Origin of the sequence: Saccharothrix hoggarensis, from assembly GCF_042678885.1 — a bacterium.
Lineage (GTDB): Bacteria > Actinomycetota > Actinomycetes > Mycobacteriales > Pseudonocardiaceae > Actinosynnema > Actinosynnema hoggarensis.
The window spans coordinates 1-17,655 of the sequence record NZ_JBHTLK010000146.1; the positions used below are offsets into that span (position 1 = coordinate 1).

Annotated in this window: 17 protein-coding genes and 1 pseudogene; 11 read left to right on the forward strand and 7 right to left on the reverse strand. The window is 72.6% G+C overall.

Features of this window, described 5'->3' with window-relative positions; genetic code table 11:
• A partial coding sequence (locus ACFQ3T_RS24020) for a sigma-70 family RNA polymerase sigma factor (RefSeq protein WP_380726096.1) occupies positions 1–804 on the reverse strand: 804 nt, incomplete at its 3' end.
• 150 nt (positions 805–954) lie between these two features.
• On the opposite strand from ACFQ3T_RS24020, the gene ACFQ3T_RS24025 reads away from it, so the two are divergent.
• The 8 genes from ACFQ3T_RS24025 to ACFQ3T_RS24060 all read left to right on the forward strand — a co-directional run bounded on the left by ACFQ3T_RS24025 (position 955) and on the right by ACFQ3T_RS24060 (position 9,238).
• Entirely contained in the window at positions 955–1,761 is an 807-nt protein-coding gene (locus ACFQ3T_RS24025; protein WP_380726098.1) for a GGDEF domain-containing protein, read from the forward strand.
• Between the two features lie 187 nt (positions 1,762–1,948).
• Complete coding sequence (locus ACFQ3T_RS24030) at positions 1,949–2,365, forward strand: GntR family transcriptional regulator (protein ID WP_380726100.1); 417 nt, start codon at positions 1,949–1,951, stop codon at positions 2,363–2,365.
• On the forward strand, positions 2,362–3,234 hold the full coding sequence (locus tag ACFQ3T_RS24035; protein WP_380726102.1) for an ATP-binding cassette domain-containing protein: 873 nt from the start codon (positions 2,362–2,364) through the stop codon (positions 3,232–3,234). The genes ACFQ3T_RS24030 and ACFQ3T_RS24035 overlap by 4 nt, the downstream gene beginning before the upstream one ends.
• A complete protein-coding gene (locus tag ACFQ3T_RS24040; RefSeq protein WP_380726104.1) occupies positions 3,231–4,235 on the forward strand; it encodes a hypothetical protein in 1,005 nt (334 codons plus the stop codon). Before ACFQ3T_RS24035 ends, ACFQ3T_RS24040 begins: the two co-directional genes overlap by 4 nt.
• A 132-nt stretch (positions 4,236–4,367) precedes the next feature.
• Complete coding sequence (locus ACFQ3T_RS24045; RefSeq protein ID WP_380726106.1) at positions 4,368–5,564, forward strand: 5-(carboxyamino)imidazole ribonucleotide synthase; 1,197 nt, start codon at positions 4,368–4,370, stop codon at positions 5,562–5,564.
• On the forward strand, positions 5,561–6,082 hold the full coding sequence (gene purE / locus ACFQ3T_RS24050) for a 5-(carboxyamino)imidazole ribonucleotide mutase (protein ID WP_380726108.1): 522 nt from the start codon (positions 5,561–5,563) through the stop codon (positions 6,080–6,082). Before ACFQ3T_RS24045 ends, purE begins: the two co-directional genes overlap by 4 nt.
• Positions 6,083–6,134: 52 nt before the next feature.
• Positions 6,135–7,298, forward strand: coding sequence for an acyl-CoA dehydrogenase (locus ACFQ3T_RS24055; RefSeq protein WP_380726110.1), 1,164 nt, complete (start codon positions 6,135–6,137; stop codon positions 7,296–7,298).
• A gap of 272 nt (positions 7,299–7,570) precedes the next feature.
• Positions 7,571–9,238 (forward strand): glucuronyl esterase domain-containing protein, encoded by a 1,668-nt coding sequence (locus tag ACFQ3T_RS24060; RefSeq protein WP_380726112.1) that lies wholly within the window; start codon positions 7,571–7,573, stop codon positions 9,236–9,238.
• Between the two features lie 55 nt (positions 9,239–9,293).
• Here the strand turns inward: ACFQ3T_RS24060 and ACFQ3T_RS24065 are convergent, their stop codons facing one another.
• From ACFQ3T_RS24065 to ACFQ3T_RS24090, 6 genes are all read right to left on the reverse strand, one after another.
• The gene (locus ACFQ3T_RS24065) at positions 9,294–10,364 is read right to left on the reverse strand and encodes a VanZ family protein (protein WP_380726114.1); all 1,071 of its coding nucleotides are present in this window, start codon (positions 10,362–10,364) and stop codon (positions 9,294–9,296) included.
• A 233-nt stretch (positions 10,365–10,597) separates the two neighbouring features.
• The gene (locus ACFQ3T_RS24070) at positions 10,598–11,077 is read right to left on the reverse strand and encodes an SRPBCC family protein (protein WP_380726116.1); all 480 of its coding nucleotides are present in this window, start codon (positions 11,075–11,077) and stop codon (positions 10,598–10,600) included.
• Complete coding sequence (locus tag ACFQ3T_RS24075) at positions 11,067–11,405, reverse strand: ArsR/SmtB family transcription factor (protein WP_380726118.1); 339 nt, start codon at positions 11,403–11,405, stop codon at positions 11,067–11,069. The genes ACFQ3T_RS24070 and ACFQ3T_RS24075 overlap by 11 nt, the downstream gene beginning before the upstream one ends.
• Before the next feature lie 138 nt (positions 11,406–11,543).
• Entirely contained in the window at positions 11,544–12,239 is a 696-nt protein-coding gene (locus tag ACFQ3T_RS24080) for a TIGR03089 family protein (protein WP_380726120.1), read from the reverse strand.
• 55 nt (positions 12,240–12,294) lie between these two features.
• Complete coding sequence (locus tag ACFQ3T_RS24085) at positions 12,295–13,512, reverse strand: LCP family protein (RefSeq protein WP_380726122.1); 1,218 nt, start codon at positions 13,510–13,512, stop codon at positions 12,295–12,297.
• A gap of 86 nt (positions 13,513–13,598) precedes the next feature.
• Complete coding sequence (locus ACFQ3T_RS24090; protein WP_380726124.1) at positions 13,599–15,032, reverse strand: LCP family protein; 1,434 nt, start codon at positions 15,030–15,032, stop codon at positions 13,599–13,601.
• A 301-nt stretch (positions 15,033–15,333) separates the two neighbouring features.
• Between ACFQ3T_RS24090 and rfbB the strand changes: the two genes are divergently transcribed.
• The 3 genes and pseudogenes from rfbB to ACFQ3T_RS24105 all read left to right on the forward strand — a co-directional run.
• The gene (gene rfbB, locus ACFQ3T_RS24095) at positions 15,334–16,326 is read left to right on the forward strand and encodes a dTDP-glucose 4,6-dehydratase (RefSeq protein WP_380726126.1); all 993 of its coding nucleotides are present in this window, start codon (positions 15,334–15,336) and stop codon (positions 16,324–16,326) included.
• Positions 16,326–17,219 (forward strand): dTDP-4-dehydrorhamnose reductase, encoded by an 894-nt coding sequence (gene rfbD, locus ACFQ3T_RS24100; protein ID WP_380726128.1) that lies wholly within the window; start codon positions 16,326–16,328, stop codon positions 17,217–17,219. Before rfbB ends, rfbD begins: the two co-directional genes overlap by 1 nt.
• An 8-nt stretch (positions 17,220–17,227) precedes the next feature.
• A pseudogene (locus ACFQ3T_RS24105) lies at positions 17,228–17,655 on the forward strand (hypothetical protein); the annotation flags it as partial.

The following is a 17,655-nucleotide window of genomic DNA, read 5'->3' on the forward strand; positions in this document are numbered from 1 at the left end:
GCCCGCGCCGGCGGCGGCCAGGTAATCGATCGCGCCGACGCCCAGCACCAGCGGGGCGATGATCCCGCGCAGCGCGCCGTTGACGTCCGCCAGCTCGGCGGCCAGCGCGCGGCAGCCGCCGCACTCGTCCAGGTGCGCCTCGACCTGCGTGGTCTCCCGCTTCGACAGGCCGCCGCGGGTCCACGCGCCGAGCCGGTCGACCGTGGCGCGGCACCGCTCGCTCTGCGTCTCCGCCAGGTGGACCTGCAGGTACGCCTGCTTCAGGCCCTCGCGGGCCCGGTAGGCCAGGGCCGACACGCCGTTGGCGGTCAGCCCGAGCAGGGGCGCGACGTCGGCGGGCGACTGGCCCTCGATCTCGGTGTGCCACAGCACGGTCTGCCAGCGCTCGGGCAGCCGGGCGAACGCCTTGGCGGCCATCGACCGCTCCAGGCCCGCCACGGCGGTGTCCTTGAACGGCACGCTCGTCGCCTCGGGCGCGACCTCGGCCACGTCGTCGGCGAGTTCGACCTTGCGGTCCCGGCGGGTCTTGTCGTACGCGGTGTGGCGCAGCGCGGTGAGCAGGTAGGCGCGGAACGCGGAGTCCGGGCCGCGGCCCGCGCGCAGGGTGTCGAGGACCTTCGCGAAGGCGTCCGAGACCAGGTCGTCGGCCTCGGCGGACGACCTCGCGAGCTGGCGGGCCAGGTTGTACGCGGCGGACACGTGACGTTCGTAGAGCTGCCCGTAGGCGTCGATCGTCCCGCCGCGCACGGAATCGATCAGCTCCGCGTCGCTCGGTCCGTGGACGTCAGCAGGAACGGTCGCCACGTGTTTTCCCCTCCTCGCGCCGCGCCAGTGTGACGTACGGGATCGCGCACCGTCACGTGGAACCTCCCGACTGGGTGGAGTGAATGCCGTCATGGATGAGCTTCGAGCACGTCTCGTGTTCGGAATCCGAAAGTCTGAGGAGGCATCCGGGTGGGTGTTCGGGAAGCGGTCGCACGGCGTTCCGGCGCTGACGGGTCGCGCGCGCTGCGGTCGAGGTGGCGCAACGCCACGATGGCCGCCGGCTGGGCGTTCCCGGCGGACTGGCCGTTGGCCGAGGTGGACGACGTGTGCCGGGCCGTGGTGGACGGGGGCGACGCGGGCGCCGAGCTGTACCGGCTGGGCGGCGCGCGGGCCGAGGCGGGCGCGGGGCTGGCGGAGACGCTGCTGGACCTCGCGGCGCTGCACGCGGTGCTGGCGGAGCCGCCGGGGTCGACCGGGATCGTGTCGGCGAGCGTGGACGCGATCCCGGCGCGGATGCTCCGGGCCACCGCGCTGGGCTGGGGCGACGTGATGAGCAAGCGGGCGGGGGACTGCGCGGCGGACAACCCGCTGACCGGCCTGGCCACCGCCGGGTACCTGCGGACGCGGCTGCGCGAGGTGTACGCGGAGGCGCGGGCGACCGGCCGGCGGGATCACGTCCTGGTGCTGGTGGGGCTGGACCTGAGTCGCACGTCCGGGTGGTCGCGGGTGGTCGCGATGACGTTGCTGGCGGACGCGTTGAAGGAGGTGTTCGACGCGGGGGAGACCGTGGCGTCCGTCGGTCCCTCGGTGGCGTGCGTGCTGCTGCGCCGTGACGAGCGCCTGGTGCGGGCCGTGGCCAACCTCCGGGTGCTCACGGCCGACCGGTTGGCCGTCGACCCGCACGTCGCGCCCACGGGGCCGGTGCGGGTGTGGCTGGAGGAGCTGCCCGAGACCTGGGCCGACGCGGTCGCGCTGATCGCGGGCCTGGGCCGCTGACCCGTCGGTCGCCGAACCCCTGTCCGGCGCCCGTCACCCTCTCCCCTCCCCCCGGAAGCCCGGTGCGCCCCGCGCACCGGGCTTCTTCTCGCGCTCACACGTTCGGCTGAACCACGACAGTTGACAGCCCGGACGGCGTGCTGGTCTCCTAGTGTCTTAGTTGAGTAGAACACTTTGGAGGCGCCGGGTGGAGTTCCGCATCGACCGGTCCAGTGGCCTCCCCGCGTACCTCCAGCTGGTCCGCCAGGTCCGGGAGGCACTGCGGCTCGGGTGGCTGCGGCCGGGTGACCGGCTGCCGACCGTCCGCGACGTCGTCGCGACCAGTGGGGTGAACGCGAACACCGTGCTCAAGGCGTACCGCGAACTGGAGCTGTCCGGCCTGGTGGAGGCACGCCAGGGCTCGGGCACGTTCGTCAAGGCCGGGCTCGGCTCGACCGACCCGGAGGTCATGGCCGCCCTGCGCGCCCGCCTCGCCGTGTGGGTCCGCGAGGCGCGCGAGGCCGGGCTGGACACCGAGGACATCGACGCGCTCGTGCGGTCGGTGCTCGCCGCCGGCGGAGACGGCGATCAGACATCAGTGGGGGAAGGGGTGGGGGTCCGGTGAACACCGCGGTCGAAGCGGTCGCCGACACCGGCATCGCGGTCCGCGCGCAGGCGCTGGGCAAGCGGTACCGGAGCAAGTGGGCGCTGCGGGAGTGCACGTTCGACCTGCCCGCGGGCAGGGTGGCGGCGCTGGTCGGCGCGAACGGCGCCGGCAAGACGACGTTGATGACCGTCCTCGCGGGCCTCCTCGACGCCGACGAGGGGTCGGCGGGCGCGGCGGGCCGGGTGGCGTTCGTGTCGCAGGAGAAGCCGGTCTACCGGCACTTCTCCGCGGCCGACGTGCTGCGCCTGGGCTCCCGCCTGAACGTCGTGTGGGACGAGTCGCGCGCCCGCCGCTGGCTCGAGCGCTTCGAGATCCCGCTGGACCGGTCGTGCGGCAAGCTGTCCGGCGGTCAACAGGCCCAGGTGGCGTTCGCGCTGGCCATCGGCTCGCGGCCGGACGTGCTCATGCTGGACGAGCCGCTGGCCAACCTCGACCCGCTGGCCCGCCGCGAGGTCACCGCCGAGCTGCTGACCGAGGTCGACGAGACCGGCATGACGGTGCTGCTGTCCACGCACGTCGTCGCCGAGCTGTCCGGCGTGGCCGACTACCTGCTCCTCCTCGCGCACGGCCGGCTGCTCGCCGGCGGCGACCTGGACGAGCTGCTGGCCAGGCACGTCAGCTACACCGGCCCGCGCTCCGACGTGCCGCCCGCGTTGGGCGAGGTCGTGGAGGCACGGCACCGCGGCGCGCAGTCGACGTTCCTGGTCAAGCTGCCCGAGGGGCAGCCGCGGCCGGTCGTCGCCGGGCAGTGGGCCGAGCGGCCGGTCACGCTGGAGGACTACGTCCTGGCCCAGTTGGAGGCCACCAGGAAGGGGAGCGCGGCATGACCGCCACCACCACGACCCCCGTCACGACCGCCGCGCCGGCCCGCGCCCGCACCCACGTCGGGTGGGCGGACCTGCTGTGGCTCACCTGGCGGCAGCACCGCTGGACGGTCGTCGGCACGGCCGTCGCCGTCGGGGGCGTGATCGCCCTGGCGCTGGGCATGGCGTGGCACGTCGACGCCACCGGCACCGCCGACCACCGGGTGCTGGGCGAGTGGCGCTACCTCGGCCTCAGCCAGTTCCTGGTGAACGTGCCGGTCCTGCTGGGCGGGCTGTTCGCGTCGTTCTGGGCGGCGCCCCTGCTGTCCCGCGAGTACGAGCAGCGCACGCACCTCGTGGTGTGGAGCCAGGACGTCACGCCGATCCGCTGGCTGACCGGCAAGGTCGTGCTGCTCGGCGCGGCCGCCGTGGCGCTGGCCGCGGGCCTGAGCACGGCGCTGGTCAAGATGATGAACAGCGTCAACGCCGTCCGGAACGAGTACGTCCCGTTCCAGCCGTTCGGGAACGCGGAGTTCGAGGCGGTGCCCCAGGTGCAGGTCGCCTACGCGGCGTTCGGCTTCGCGCTGGGCCTCGCGCTCAGCGCCGTCACCCGCCGCACGGTGCCCGCGATGGGGCTCGCGCTCGTCGGGTTCTACCTGGTGCGCGGCATCGTGGCGGCGGTGTGGCGGCCGTACTTCCAGACCCCGCTGCGCAGCCTGGAGCCGTACCACGTCGGCTCGCTGTCCTGGGTGGGCGACACCGACGGCAGGTGGCGGGTCGAGAGCGGTTACGCCGACGCGGCCGGCAACGAGGTCCGCTTCACCGGCGAGTGCAGCGACGTCCGCTCCGACGCGGACATCGAGCAGTGCATGCGGGACCACGGCATCGTGCACTGGTACACGGACTACCACCCGGCCGAGCGGCTGCTGCCGTTCCAGCTGTTCGAGACCGGGATCTTCCTGGTGCTCGCCGCCGGCCTGCTCGCGCTCGCCTTCGTGTGGGTGCGCCGGGCGCGCCGCGTCTGACCCCGGGCCTGCCGCGGTCCCACCCGCGGCGGTCCTGCCGAGAGGTCCCGCGCGCTTCGGCGAAGCGCGCGGGACCGGCGGCGGGCGGTCCCGTGCGAACCACGCTGTTTGTGCAGGTAGGATCACGAAACCGTGGACTCCCGAACTCGTCTCCCCGTCGTCGGCATGATCGGCGGCGGTCAGCTCGCCCGCATGACGCACCAGGCCGCCATCCCCCTCGGCCAGTCACTGCGGGTCCTCGCCGAGTCGGAGTCCGACCCCGCCGCGCTCGTCGCGCGCGACGTCGAACTGGGCAGGCACACCGACCTCGACGCGTTGCGCGCGTTCGCCAAGTCGTGCGACGTCGTCACGTTCGACCACGAGCACGTGCCGCAGGAGCACCTGCACGCGCTGGTCGCCGACGGCGCGAAGGTCTTCCCCGGCCCCGACGCCCTCGTGCACGCGCAGGACAAGCTGGTCATGCGGGCGAGGCTGGCCGAGCTGGGCGCCCCCGTGCCGCCGTTCTCCGCCGTGCTCGACGCCGCCGACGTGCTGGCGTTCGGCGCGCGGCACGGGTGGCCGTGCGTGCTGAAGGCCGTGCGCGGCGGCTACGACGGCCGCGGCGTGTGGATGCTGAACACGCCGCAGAGCGCGCAGCGGGTCGTCCCCGAGCTGCTCGCGGCCGGCACGCCGTTGATGGTCGAGCAGTGCGTGCCGATGCGCCGGGAGCTGTCCGCGCTGGTGGCGCGGTCGCCGTTCGGCCAGGGCGCGGCGTGGCCGCTGGTGCAGACCGTGCAGCAGGACGGGATCTGCGTCGAGGTGCTGGCCCCGGCGCCGGAAGGGGACCTCGACCTCGCCGAGCAGGCCCAGGAACTCGCGCTGCGGATCGCGTCCGAGCTGGGCGTGGTCGGGCTGCTGGCCGTGGAGCTGTTCGAGACGGCGGACGGGCTGGTCGTCAACGAGCTCGCCATGCGCCCCCACAACTCCGGCCACTGGACCATCGAGGGCGCCCGCACCTCGCAGTTCGAGCAGCACCTGCGGGCCGTGCTGGACTACCCGCTCGGCGCGACGGACCTCGTCGCGCCCGCCGTCGTGATGGCGAACGTCCTGGGCGCCTCGTCGGCGCCCGAGATGGGGCCCGACGAGCGCCTGCACCACCTGTTCGCCCGGTTCCCCGACGCCCACGTGCACCTGTACGGCAAGGCGGAGCGGCCGGGGCGCAAGATCGGTCACGTGACGCTGCTCGGTGAGCGGATGGACGAGGTGCGGCAGCGGGCGCGGCTCGCGGCGCACTGGCTGTCCGACGGCGTGTGGCTGGACGGGTACGACATCCACGGAGGGCAGCAGTGACGCAGGTCGGCGTGATCATGGGCAGCGACTCGGACTGGCCGGTGATGAAGGCCGCGGCCGAGGCGCTGGCCGAGTTCGACGTGACCTACGAGGTCGGCGTGTACTCGGCGCACCGCACGCCGCAGCGGATGCTGGACTACGCGGCGACGGCGGCGTCCCGCGGGTTGCAGGTGATCATCGCCGGCGCGGGCGGCGCGGCGCACCTGCCGGGCATGGTGGCGTCCGCGACGGTGCTGCCGGTGATCGGCGTGCCGGTCCCGCTGAAGTACCTCGATGGGATGGACTCGCTGCTGTCGATCGTCCAGATGCCGGCGGGTGTGCCGGTGGCGGCCGTGTCCGTCGGCGGCGCGCGCAACGCCGGGCTGCTGGCCGTGCGCGTGCTGGCGGCGTCCGACGCTGACCTGCGCAAGCGGATGGAAGCGTTCCAGGCGTCGCTCGCGGACCTGGTGCTGGAGAAGGACGCGGCGCTGCGCGACGTGGCGCTGCGGCCTGTTGCGGACGGCACAGCGGACAAGTGAGTGAACGCGCGCTAACATCCTGGTAGGACGCCCTACCGGGAGGTAACTTAACGTGGACCCGAGCTTCGGTACCTACCAGCTCGCCGAGGAGCACGAGGCGCTGCGGTCGGCGGTCCGGTCGCTTGCGGACAAGGAGATCGCACCGCACGCGGCGGACGTCGACGAGCGCGAGCGCTTCCCGGTCGAGGCGTTGAACGCGCTGGTCAAGTCGGGTTTCGCGGCCGTGCACGTGCCCGAGGAGTACGACGGCCAGGGCGCCGACTCGGTGGCCACGTGCATCGTGATCGAGGAGGTGGCGCGCGTCTGCGCGTCGTCGTCCCTGATCCCCGCGGTGAACAAGCTGGGCACGATGCCGATCCTGCTGTCGGCGTCGGAGGAGCTGAAGCGGCAGGTGCTCCCGTCCATCGCGTCCGGCGACGCCATGGCGTCCTACGCGCTGTCCGAGCGCGAGGCCGGGTCCGACACGGCGTCCATGCGCACGCGGGCGCGCCTCGACGGCGACCACTGGGTGCTGAACGGCACCAAGTGCTGGATCACCAACGCCGGCGAGTCCACCTGGTACACGGTGATGGCCGTGACCGACCCCGACGCCCCGAAGAAGTCGCAGGGCATCTCGGCGTTCGTGGTGCACAAGGACGACCCCGGTTTCGTCGTGGGTTCGAAGGAGCGCAAGCTCGGCATCAAGGGCTCCCCGACCCGTGAGATCCACTTCGAGAACTGCACGATCCCCGAGGACCGCATCATCGGCGAGCCCGGCACCGGCCTGAAGACGGCCCTGAGGACGCTGGACCACACGCGCCCCACGATCGGCGCGCAGGCCGTGGGCATCGCGCAGGGCGCCCTGGAAGCCGCCATCGCCTACGTCAAGGACCGCAAGCAGTTCGGGAAGTCGATCTCCGAGTTCCAGGGCGTCCAGTTCATGCTGGCCGACATGGCGATGAAGATCGAGGCGGCCCGGCACATGGTGTACGTGGCGGCGGCGAAGGCCGAGCGCGGCGAGCCGAACATCGGCTTCATCACGGCGGCGGCCAAGTGCTTCGCCTCCGACGTGGCCATGGAGGTGACGACGGACGCCGTGCAGCTGTTCGGCGGCGCCGGCTACACGCGCGACTTCCCGGTGGAGCGCATGATGCGCGACGCCAAGATCACCCAGATCTACGAGGGCACGAACCAGATCCAGCGCGTCGTCATGTCCCGCGCCCTGCTCAACGGCTAGGCCCTTCGCTCCTCTCCGCCTCACGGCCCGGGCGCGGTCTGATCACTCGATCAGGCCGCGCCCGGGCCGTTTTCGCGCCGTGGCCCGATCACCCGATCAAGGCGCGCTCAGGTGGGTGACTGCGACGTTCGGCTCCAACTGAGACCACGACTTCAAACCCGGGGTTGCAGCGCATTGACATGTTTCGGTCATGTCATCGAAACTTTAGGCCGCCGACCACTGTGGTCAGGATCACCGTCGCCGCCTCCACCCACCACCCGGAAGGAGCCCTGGTGACCATCCGCTCGGGCCGCTCTCAGAGCCGATCAACGGTCGTCGTGCTGGCGGTGGCGGGGCTTGCGCTCGCCGGCGCCATGACGGCGGCAGCGAAGACCACCACCGCACCGGCCGCCGACGTCGTCGCGGCCGCCGCGGGCGTCGAGGACGACGGCGCCGACTGCCGGGTCGCGCTGCCCGGCTCCACGCCCGCCAACTCCAAGCTCCCCGACCCGTTCAAGAGGATCGACGGCACGCGCGTCACGTCCAAGTCGGACTGGCGGTGCCGGCGCGCCGAGACCAGGGAGCTGGCGGAGCGGTACGTCTACGGCGACAAGCCCGCGAAGCCCGCGAGCGTCACGGGCACCGTCACGAGCTCCGCCATCACCGTGAACGTGTCGGAGAACGGCCGGAGCGCGAGCTTCTCCGCGAGGGTCGAGCTGCCGAGCGGTTCCGGGCCGTTCCCCGCCGTCGTCGTCCTGGGCGGGCTCGGCGCGGACACGGCCACGATCAAGGCCGCCGGCGCGGCCGTCATCAACTACGACCCCATCGCGGTCGGGCGCGAGGGCACGGCCCGCGGCAACAAGCAGGGCGCGTTCTACAGCATCTACGGCTCGTCCAGCAGCACCGGCCTGCTCATGGCGTGGGCCTGGGGCGTCAGCCGGATCATCGACGTCGTCGAGCAGTCCGGCGGCACGATCCTCAAGGCCGACGCGATGGGCGTGACGGGCTGCTCCCGGTACGGCAAGGGCGCGTTCGCGAGCGGCGTGTTCGACCAGCGCGTCGCGTTGACCATGCCGATCGAGTCCGGCAGCGCCGGTGTGCCCGCCTTCCGCGCGGTCGCCGGGGAGAGCGGCGCGCAGCCGTTGAGCAGCGCCTACGGCGAGCAGCCGTGGCTGGGTGACGCGTTCGGCTCGTTCACGGGCAACCCGAACTCGCTGCCCGTCGACACGCACCAGATGGTCGGCATGGTCGCGCCGCGCGGCCTGCTCATCATGGAGAACCCGCACGTCGACTGGCTGGGTGCGCGGTCGGGCAGCGTGGCGGCGCTGGCGGGCGCGGAGGTCTACAAGGCGCTCGGCGCGGGCGACAACATCACGTACTGGTCCGACGTCCAGGACGGCACGCACTGCGCGTCCCGCACCGAGTGGCGGACCCCGTTGCAGCAGAACATCCAGAAGCACCTGCTGAAGACGGGGAGCGCGGCGGGCACGTTCCGGATCTCCAGCCGCAAGGCCGGCAACCTGGCCGAGTGGCGGGACTGGCAGACGCCGACCCTGTCCGGCGGAACGACGACCACGACGACCACGACCACGACGTCCACGTCCACTTCGACCAGCACGTCCACGTCGACCACGACGTCCACCACCACGACGACGACCACGCCACCCGCGGGCGGCTGCACGGCGTCGGCGTCGGTGAACCAGTGGACGGGCGGGTTCGTCGCCACGATCCGGGTCACCGCGGGCTCCGCGCCGGTCAACGGCTGGACGGTGACCGTGGCCCTCCCGGCGGGTTCGAGCGTCACCAACGCGTGGAACGCGAACCGCAGCGGCAACTCCGGCACGGTCCAGTTCACGAACGTCAGCTTCAACGGCTCCATCGCCGCCGGTCAGTCGACCGAATTCGGCTTCCAGGGCACCGGCGCCGGGTCGGGGATCAGCCCCGCCTGCGCCGCCAGGTAGTCCCGCGACGACCCGGCCTGGCGGTCCCGGCGACGGGGCCGCCAGGCCGAAGCGGCTAGGAGCCGACGCCCGCCGGCGCGGCCGGGACGTGCTCCGCGGTCCGCACGGCGCGCGTGTCGGCGACCAGGTCCGGCACGCCCCGCTGGTCACGGCGGAAGACCGGCACCACGAAAGCGCCGACGACCACGAGCGCCAGCACGCACATGTCCACGGCGAACCACCAGTCGGCGGGAGCCAGGGCGACGTAGGCGATCAGGCCGGTGACGCCGAGGAGTTCGCGCAGCGCGATCCGCGCCGGGTTGGCGCGGGCGCCGTCCGGACGGCGGACGTGGTACCGCAGCAACCACCCGCCCAGCGCGTGCCCGCCCGTCAGCGACGGCACGACGACGCGGATCGCCACCGCCAGGCCGACCACCCACCAGCGGTTGCCGTCGAAGACGAGCCGGGCGACGACCGCGAGCACCAGCACGTCCATCAGCAGCCCGAGGAGTCGGCGCGGCACGGACACCGTGCCCGGCGGGGCGGTCGACGCGTCCGGGTGCGGCACCGCGGGCACCACCAGCGCGACCGGCGCGATCATCCAGCCGAGCAGCGAACCGGCGGTGTTGGAGATCAGGTCGTCGACGTCCGCGATGCGGTACGGGCACGGGTACGCGCCCAGGTTGCCGGAGAACTGCACCACCTCGACCGCCAGCGAGATGCCGAGCCCGATCGCGACCACCGCGAACGGCCCGCGCCCGTACGACTTCCGCAGCACCACGCCCAGCGGCACGAACAGGGCGACGTTGAACGCCTGCTGGAGGAACACGGTCGACGTGACCACGGCGACCACGCCGGAACGCCCGTTGGCCGACAGGTTGTTGCGCATGTCGGTGATCCAGCGGAACGGCGTGGTCGACACCATCTGCTCGCCGGTGCACACCAGCGCCGACGGGAACGGCAGGAAGATCAGCGCCAAGGCCACCAGGCCGTACGCCAGCAGCCCGTACAGGACCAGGGCGCGGCGGGGCTCGACGCGCCCGAACCGGTGGTAGTGCAAGGCGATCAGCGGCAGCAGGACCAGCACGCCCACGCCGACGAACGCCCCGAAACCGGCCCGGACCGATTCAACGTACGAACTGAGCATGTCCACCGATCCGGTCAACGTCCCGCGCGCTCGCGATGAAGGTCAACCGGTCAATAACCCCTTGGCGTGAACGCCAAACCCGATCGGTGCGCGTTGCCGCCGAACGGACGCCGTCGGACGCCGTCGGATGCGGTCGGACGCGGTCGGGCGGTGCTCAGGCGGTGCTCGGCCGGAGGTCGGGTGGTGCCCCGCTGGTCTCCGGACGGCCGTCACGCACGCGCTCAGGCAGGCGCTCAGGCGGTGGCGGCCAAGTAGGCGTCGAGCCGGTCGTAGCTGATGTCCGCGCCGTCCGTCATGCCGGTGTCGAGGGCGCGGTCGCGGTCGGCCCGCGAGGGGTACTTCATGGTCTGCACGACGGTCGTGCGGTCGCCGTCCGCGATGAACTCGGTGGTGTTGACCGTCGTTGCCCAGTCCGGGCCCCACGACTCGGTCTGCACGGTCCGCGAGTGCGGCGTGACCTCCTGGTACTCGCCGGTCATCGCCATCTCCTCGCCGTTGGCGCGCCGCCACACCATGTGCCAGCGCCCGCCCGGCCGCAGGTCGATCTCGCACACCGGCATGGTCCAGCCCTCCGGGCCGAGCATCCAGCGCGCGACGTGCTCCGGCTTGGTGAACGCGTCGAACACGAGCCGCTGGGGCGCGCCGAACGACCGCGTCACGGCCACTTCCAGGTCGGACGGCGTGGTCCACCGCGCGGTGGTGTCAGTGCTCATCTTTCCGCTCCTTCAGCTGTTCGAGGTAGGCGTCGAGGCGCCGGTAGCTGTCGTCCCAGAACCGGCGGTACCCGTCGGCCCACTCGGCGACCTCGCGCAACGGCGTCGCGTCCAGCGCGCACGGACGCCACTGGGCGTCGCGGCCGCGCGTGATGAGCCCCGCCCGTTCCAGCACCCGCAGGTGCTTGGAGACCGCCGGGCCGCTCATCGCGAACGGCGCGGAGAGTTCCTTCACGGTCGCCGCGCCCTCGGCCAGGCGGGCCAGGATCGCCCGCCGCGTCGGGTCGGCCAACGCCGCGAAGGTGAGGCTTAGGGGATCGTCCGCCATCGCTACCTAACCACTTGGTTATCTAACTACTTGGTTTTGTACGCTGGTCGCGAGCCGCTGTCAACCGGAAGGAGGCACGGGTGTGCCGCCGTCGAGGCGAACCGCCTCGTCAGCTGAGAAGGGGGGTGCGGGGCCGTGCTAGCCGACGAGGTCCAACGTCGTCTGCTCGCTCGCCCGTCGCGCGGGGAGCAGGTCCGGCGTGGCGTGGCTGCACTGGACGAGCGACCCGCCGCCCGCGAGCACGGCCAGGAAGCCGTTCAGCAGGCCGTCCGGGAAGGCCCACTCCACAGTGGACAGCACGCGGGACGTCGTGGTGATGCCGAGCGTCGCGGCCCGCTGGTGCGCCTCCTCCACCACTTCGTCTACAGTGGACCGCAGGAGGGCGGGGGTGTCGCCGGGCACCGGTTCCCACGGCGTGAAGTCGTCGCCGAACACCCGCACGTCGTCGTTGTAGTCCACCGGCGCGCCGCTGCCGAGGCCCATCGGGTGCAACGACGCCACGGCCGTCACGAGCGCGCCGGGCACCTCGCCGCCGGGAGCCACGACCGCCACCTTCGCGCCCGCCGGGTCGTCCGTCACGGCCGCGCCGCACCACCACGCGCCCAGCAGCACGCCCGCCGTCTGCCAGTGCGCCGGCAGCAGCACGGCCACCGGGTCGCCCGGCTCGACGTCGTGCTCGTCACGCAGCCAGTTCGCCGTCTTGGCCGCCCAGTTGCGGATCGTGGCCCGCGACAGCTCGACCCGCGTGCCCGCCGCGTCGTCGTAGTGCGTGATCAGGGGACGGCCGGGATTCGCCGCGAACAGGGGTGCGAACAGGGCATCCGTGACGGTCATGCGCCAACCTTGCCACGCCGGGTCGGCGGCCACGCGCCGGCCCCGGACCGGGCTCCTAGTCGACGCAGGGCGGGCCTTGGAGGGCGGCCCTGGCCCGCCCGTCGAGCGCCACCGGCCGGTCGCCGCCGAACCTCCGCGTGGGCGTCGTGGCGCCAGTCGTCGTGCCCGTCGTCGCGGCCGTCGTCGTGGTGGCCGCGGGTGTCGTGGTGGGCGCCGGGGTCGGGGTCTTCTCGCCCAGCAGCTCGGCCACGAAGGCCTTCACCTGCGCCGGGTCGACGGTCACGATGCTCTGGCCGCGCTCGTTGCGCGCGCCGACGCCCGTCACCGGGATGGTCGCGAACTCGACGTTCCCGCCCGCCAGCCCGCGCGCCTGCCCGGCGAACGTCGCCAGGTCCAGCTTCTCGTCCACCACCACCGACTTGCTCACCGCGTCCAGCAGCCCGGACAGCCGCGCCGGGTCGGTGAGCGTGCCCGCGGACATCAGCTTCGCCATCGCCGCCGACATGAACACCTGCTGCCGGGTGATCCGCCCCAGGTCGCCGTTCGGGATGCCCTTGCGCTGCCGCACGAACGCCAGCGCGTCGCCGCCGGAGATCGACTGCACGCCCGCGCGGAAGTCCGCGCCGGAGTCCGGGTCGGAGGTGGCCTGCCTCAGGCACACGTCCACCCCGCCGATGACCTCCGTGAGCAGGTAGAACCCGTAGAGGTTGATCTCCGCGTAGTGGTCGACGCGCACGCCGGTCAGGTCCTGCACCACCTGCACCAGCGCCCGCCGCCCGGCCTGGTCGCCCTGCTGGGAGCGCTCGGTCAGGTCGGTCACGCCCTCGGCCTGCAGCCGCTGCATGGTGAAGAACTTGGTCAGCCCGTACGCCGAGTTGATCTTCTCGTCGCCGTGGTCGGGGATGGTCACGTACGTGTCGCGCGGGATGGAGACGGCCTGCGCCCTGCCCCCGTTGCGCGGCACCCGCATGACGATGATCGTGTCGGTGTTGAGGGTGTCCGTCGCCTCGGTCCGCAGCTGCCGCAGCACGTGCTCGGGCAGCGGCCGGCCCTGGGCGTCGGTGCGGCTGTCGCTGCCCACCAGCAGGATGTCGGTCGCCCCGTCGTCCACGGGCGGCGCGTTCGGCACGTCCGACAGCTCGATCAGCACGTCCGTCGTGTTCACGCTCTCCTCGACGCGCTTCAACGTCGCCCACCCGTAACCGGACAGCACCAGCACGGCCGCGGACAGCAGCACGACGAGCGTGCGTCCGATCAGCAGCGCGGCCTTCACCGGTGCTCCCTCCTGCGGGTGGTCCGTCCGATGAGGCTAACCACCTTGGTCCGGTCGGACGTCCGGGTCGGTGGGCGGACGGGTGTTCAGTTGACGCACACCACACCGTCGGCGGTGATCGGCGGGGTCGGGCTGGTGGTCGACGCGACACCCGTGCCGGCGCCGTCCACCGACGCGGGGTCCGACCGGTCCGGCGGCGTGAAGTCCGCGCCGACGTACACCAGCACCTGCCCCCGTGGCACGGAGTCGTCCTCGACCGCCTCGGCGTTACCGCCCAGGGCCTCGATCACCTTCTCGGCGCTCGACCGCTCGCCCGGCGCGTGCCGCACGGACGTCGTCTCCGTGTACGTCCCGGTCTCCGCCACGCCCGGCCGGAACCCCTGCTGCACCAGCATGTCGAGCACGGTGGCCGCCAGCCGGAGCACGCCCGCGGAGTTGTAGACGTGCACCGTGATGGCCGAGTTCGGCGGACCGGCCGGGGTCGTGGTGGTGGGCGACGTGGACGGCCCCTGGTCCGTCGCCAGGCCCTTGATGAACTGCCGCACCCGCGCCGGGTCGACCGGCAGCACGTTGCCGTCGCTGTACGTGTCCGTCGGCTCGCCGACCGGGATCGTGCGGAACTGGATGTTGCCCGACACGAGCCCCTGCATCTGCTCGGCGAACTCCGGGATGTTCCAGCCCTCGCTGATCACCACGGACTTCTTCACCGCCGTCACGAGCTGGTCGAGCCGGTCGAAGTCGGTCAGCGTGCCCGTGGACAGCACCTTGCGGGCCAGCGCGCCGATGAACACCTGCTGGCGCACGATCCGGTCGAGGTCGCCGCCGGGCAGCCCGCCGCGCTGGCGCACGAACGACAGCGCCTGCGCGCCCGAGATGGTCTGCCGGCCCGCCTGGAAGTTCGCGCCCGAGTCGGAGTCCTGCGTCGCCTGCTTCAGGCACACCTCGACGCCGCCGATGGCCTTCGTCACCTCGTAGAAGCTGGCCAGGTTCACCTCGGCGTACTGGTCGACGGTGATGGCGCCGCCGGTCAGCCCCTCGATGGTCTTGATCAACGTCTTGCGGCCGGCGAGCGTGGACTCCAGCTCGATCCGGTCCTCGTCGGTGACGCCCTTCTCGCGCAGGCGCTGGGCCGTGTCGTTGCGCTGCCGCGCCATGGCCGAGTTGAGCTTGTGCTTGCCGAACCCGTCCGCGATCTCCACGTACGCGTCGCGCGGGAACGAGATGGCGACCGCGCGGGTCCCGTCCTGGGGGATGTGCACCAGGATCATCGTGTCGGTGTTCATCGTGCCGTCGGCGACACCGCCGTTGAGCAGCGCCAACACCTCGTCGGACAGCGGGTTGCCCTGCGCGTCGGTCCGGCTGTCGACGCCGACCAGCAGGATGTCGACCGCGCCGTCCAGCGGCTTGCGGGCCTTGCCGTCGGCCTGCCCGCTGGTCGAGGAGGAGATGACGTCGGTCCGCGTCACGCCGTCGTCGATGTCGCCGAGGTAGTACCAGCCGTACCACGTGACGACGAGCACAGCCGCCGACAGCAGGGCCAGCAGGGAACGCCCCGTGACCAGGAGGGTACGCAGAGCAGCCGACCCGCGCGTCGGGCCACCGTCCGGTCGACCTGTCGAGCCACCGGCTGAATCGGGCGGACTCCGGTCCACTGACTGCCTCCCCCACACGCGCCCTGCTACCTGTCGAGATTAGTCGCGGAGCGGCGGCCGCGTCCGACATTCCCCTTATACGGGAGACGCTGTAACAACCGGGTGGGTTGCACGGTTAACCACCGTGACAGACTGCGGTGGGCGGACTGGTCGTAGGAGGGCACGGGGCATGCGCGTACTGGTCACGGGTGGGGCGGGGTTCATCGGCTCGCACTACGTCCGGGAGTTGGTGTCCGGCGCGTACCCGGCCTACGCCGACGCCGAGGTCGTGGTGCTCGACAAGCTCACCTACGCGGGCAACGAGGCGAACCTGGCGCCGGTCGCCGACGACCCGCGCCTGACGTTCGTCCGGGGCGACATCTGCGACCGCGAGCTCGTCGGCGACCTGATGCGCCGGACGGACGTGGTGGTGCACTTCGCCGCCGAGTCGCATGTGGACCGCTCGATCTCCGGTTCGGCCGACTTCGTCCTCACCAACGTGCTGGGCACCCACACGTTGTTGCAGGGCGCGTTGGAAGCCGGCGTGGCCAAGTTCGTGCACGTCTCCACCGACGAGGTGTACGGCACGATCGACGAGGGCTCGTGGACCGAGGACCACGTGCTGGAGCCGAACTCGCCGTACGCGGCGTCCAAGGCGTCGTCCGACCTGCTCGCCCGGTCGTTCTTCCGGACGCACGGGCTGCCGGTGTGCGTCACCCGGTGCTCAAACAACTACGGTCCGTACCAGTTCCCGGAGAAGGTCATCCCGCTGTTCGTCACCAACCTGGTGGACGGCCGGAAGGTGCCGCTGTACGGCGACGGGCTGAACGTGCGCGACTGGCTGCACGTGGACGACCACTGCCGGGGCATCCAGCTCGTGCTGGAGGGCGGCCGCGGCGGCGAGGTCTACAACATCGGCGGCGGCACCGAGCTGACCAACCGGGAGCTGACCGAGCGCCTGCTCGCGGCCACCGGGCGTGACTGGGACTCGTTCGTCGAGCCGGTCGCCGACCGCAAGGGCCACGACCGCCGCTACTCGGTCGACATCACCAAGATCAGCACCGAGCTGGGCTACGCGCCGCGGGTCGACTTCGAGGCCGGGCTGGCGGCCACCGTCCAGTGGTACCGGGACAACCGGTCGTGGTGGGAGCCGCTGAAGCAGCGCGCGGCCCTGGCCGGCTGATGGAACTCGCGCTCCTCGTGCCCGGCGGCCGCGGCCAGCTCGGGCGTGACGTCGTGGCGGCGGCGCCCGAGGACGGCCTGGTGGACGCGCCGTCGTCGGCCGAGTTGGACCTGACCGACCCGTCCGCCGTGTCGGACGCCGTGGCGGCCTTCGCCGCGACCGCCCGTGACGCCGGGTTCCGGCCGGTGGTCGTGAACGCCGCCGCGTACACCGCGGTGGACGCGGCCGAGACCGACCGGGACCGGGCGTTCGCGGTCAACGCGCTCGGGCCCGAGCACCTCGCCACCGCCTGCCGCGCGCACGACGTGCCGCTGCTGCACGTGTCGACGGACTACGTGTTCCCCGGCGACGCCACCCGTCCGTACGAGCCGTCGGACCCCACCGGGCCGCGGTCGGCGTACGGGCGCACCAAGCTCGCCGGCGAGGAACGCGTCCTGTCCACTTGGGACCGATCGTGGGTCGTGCGCACGTCGTGGGTCTACGGCGAGCACGGCGCGAACTTCGTGAAGACGATGGCGCACTTGGCCACCACGCGCGAGACGCTGTCCGTTGTGGACGATCAGGTCGGCTCGCCGACGTGGTCGCTCGACCTGGCCCGCGGGCTGCTGTCGTTGGCCGCGCTGGTGTCCTCCGGCGGCACGCCCGCACGGGTGCTGCACGCGACCGGCGCCGGCGAGACCACGTGGTGCGGGTTCGCGCGGGCGATCTTCGCCGAACTGGGCCTCGACCCGGAACGCGTGCGCCCGTGCGCCACCGCCGACTTCCCCCGCCCCGCCCCGCGCCCGGCGTACTCGGTGCTGTCGGGCCAGGCGTGGGCGGACGCCGGGCTCCCGCCGCTGCGGCACTGGCGCGAGGCGCTGACCGCCGCCGTGGCCGCGCACGCCGTCCCCTGAGCGACGCCATGCCGGTGCACGTGGTGACCCTCGCGTCGCGGCCCGACCTGGTCGACGCGGTCTACGGGATTCCCTACCCGCCCGACTCGCCCCGGTTCACGCGGGGCAACCTGGCGTCGCTGCTCGTGCGGGGACGGCGGGTGGCCGAGCGGTGGCCGCACCTCGTGGTGGCGGTGCTGGACGGCGACCGGCCCGTGGCGCGCGGGATCATGGTCGGCTACCGGGCCGACCGGGACTCGCGGCCGCGGTTCCCCGACGGCGGGTGGGACCAGGTGGCCGTGTGGGCGGCGGAGGACGTGATGGACGGCGTCGAGGCCGACACCGCGTGCGCGCTGGAGATCGCCGTCGACCCGGACCACGTCGGGCGCGGGCTGTCCGGCGACGTGCTGGCGGCCATGCGGTCGGCCGCGGCGGCGGCGGGGTTGGGGGCGCTGGT

What these genes read in the sequence shown, in the direction of transcription:
- ACFQ3T_RS24040 (WP_380726104.1), top strand. Translation starts at nt 3,231, where the DNA reads ATGACCGCCACCACCACGACCCCCGTCACGACCGCCGCGCCGGCCCGC.
- ACFQ3T_RS24065 (WP_380726114.1), bottom strand. Translation starts at nt 10,364, where the DNA reads ATGCTCAGTTCGTACGTTGAATCGGTCCGGGCCGGTTTCGGGGCGTTC.
- ACFQ3T_RS24070 (WP_380726116.1), bottom strand. Translation starts at nt 11,077, where the DNA reads ATGAGCACTGACACCACCGCGCGGTGGACCACGCCGTCCGACCTGGAA.
- ACFQ3T_RS24075 (WP_380726118.1), bottom strand. Translation starts at nt 11,405, where the DNA reads ATGGCGGACGATCCCCTAAGCCTCACCTTCGCGGCGTTGGCCGACCCG.
- ACFQ3T_RS24080 (WP_380726120.1), bottom strand. Translation starts at nt 12,239, where the DNA reads ATGACCGTCACGGATGCCCTGTTCGCACCCCTGTTCGCGGCGAATCCC.
- rfbB (WP_380726126.1), top strand. Translation starts at nt 15,334, where the DNA reads ATGCGCGTACTGGTCACGGGTGGGGCGGGGTTCATCGGCTCGCACTAC.
- rfbD (WP_380726128.1), top strand. Translation starts at nt 16,326, where the DNA reads ATGGAACTCGCGCTCCTCGTGCCCGGCGGCCGCGGCCAGCTCGGGCGT.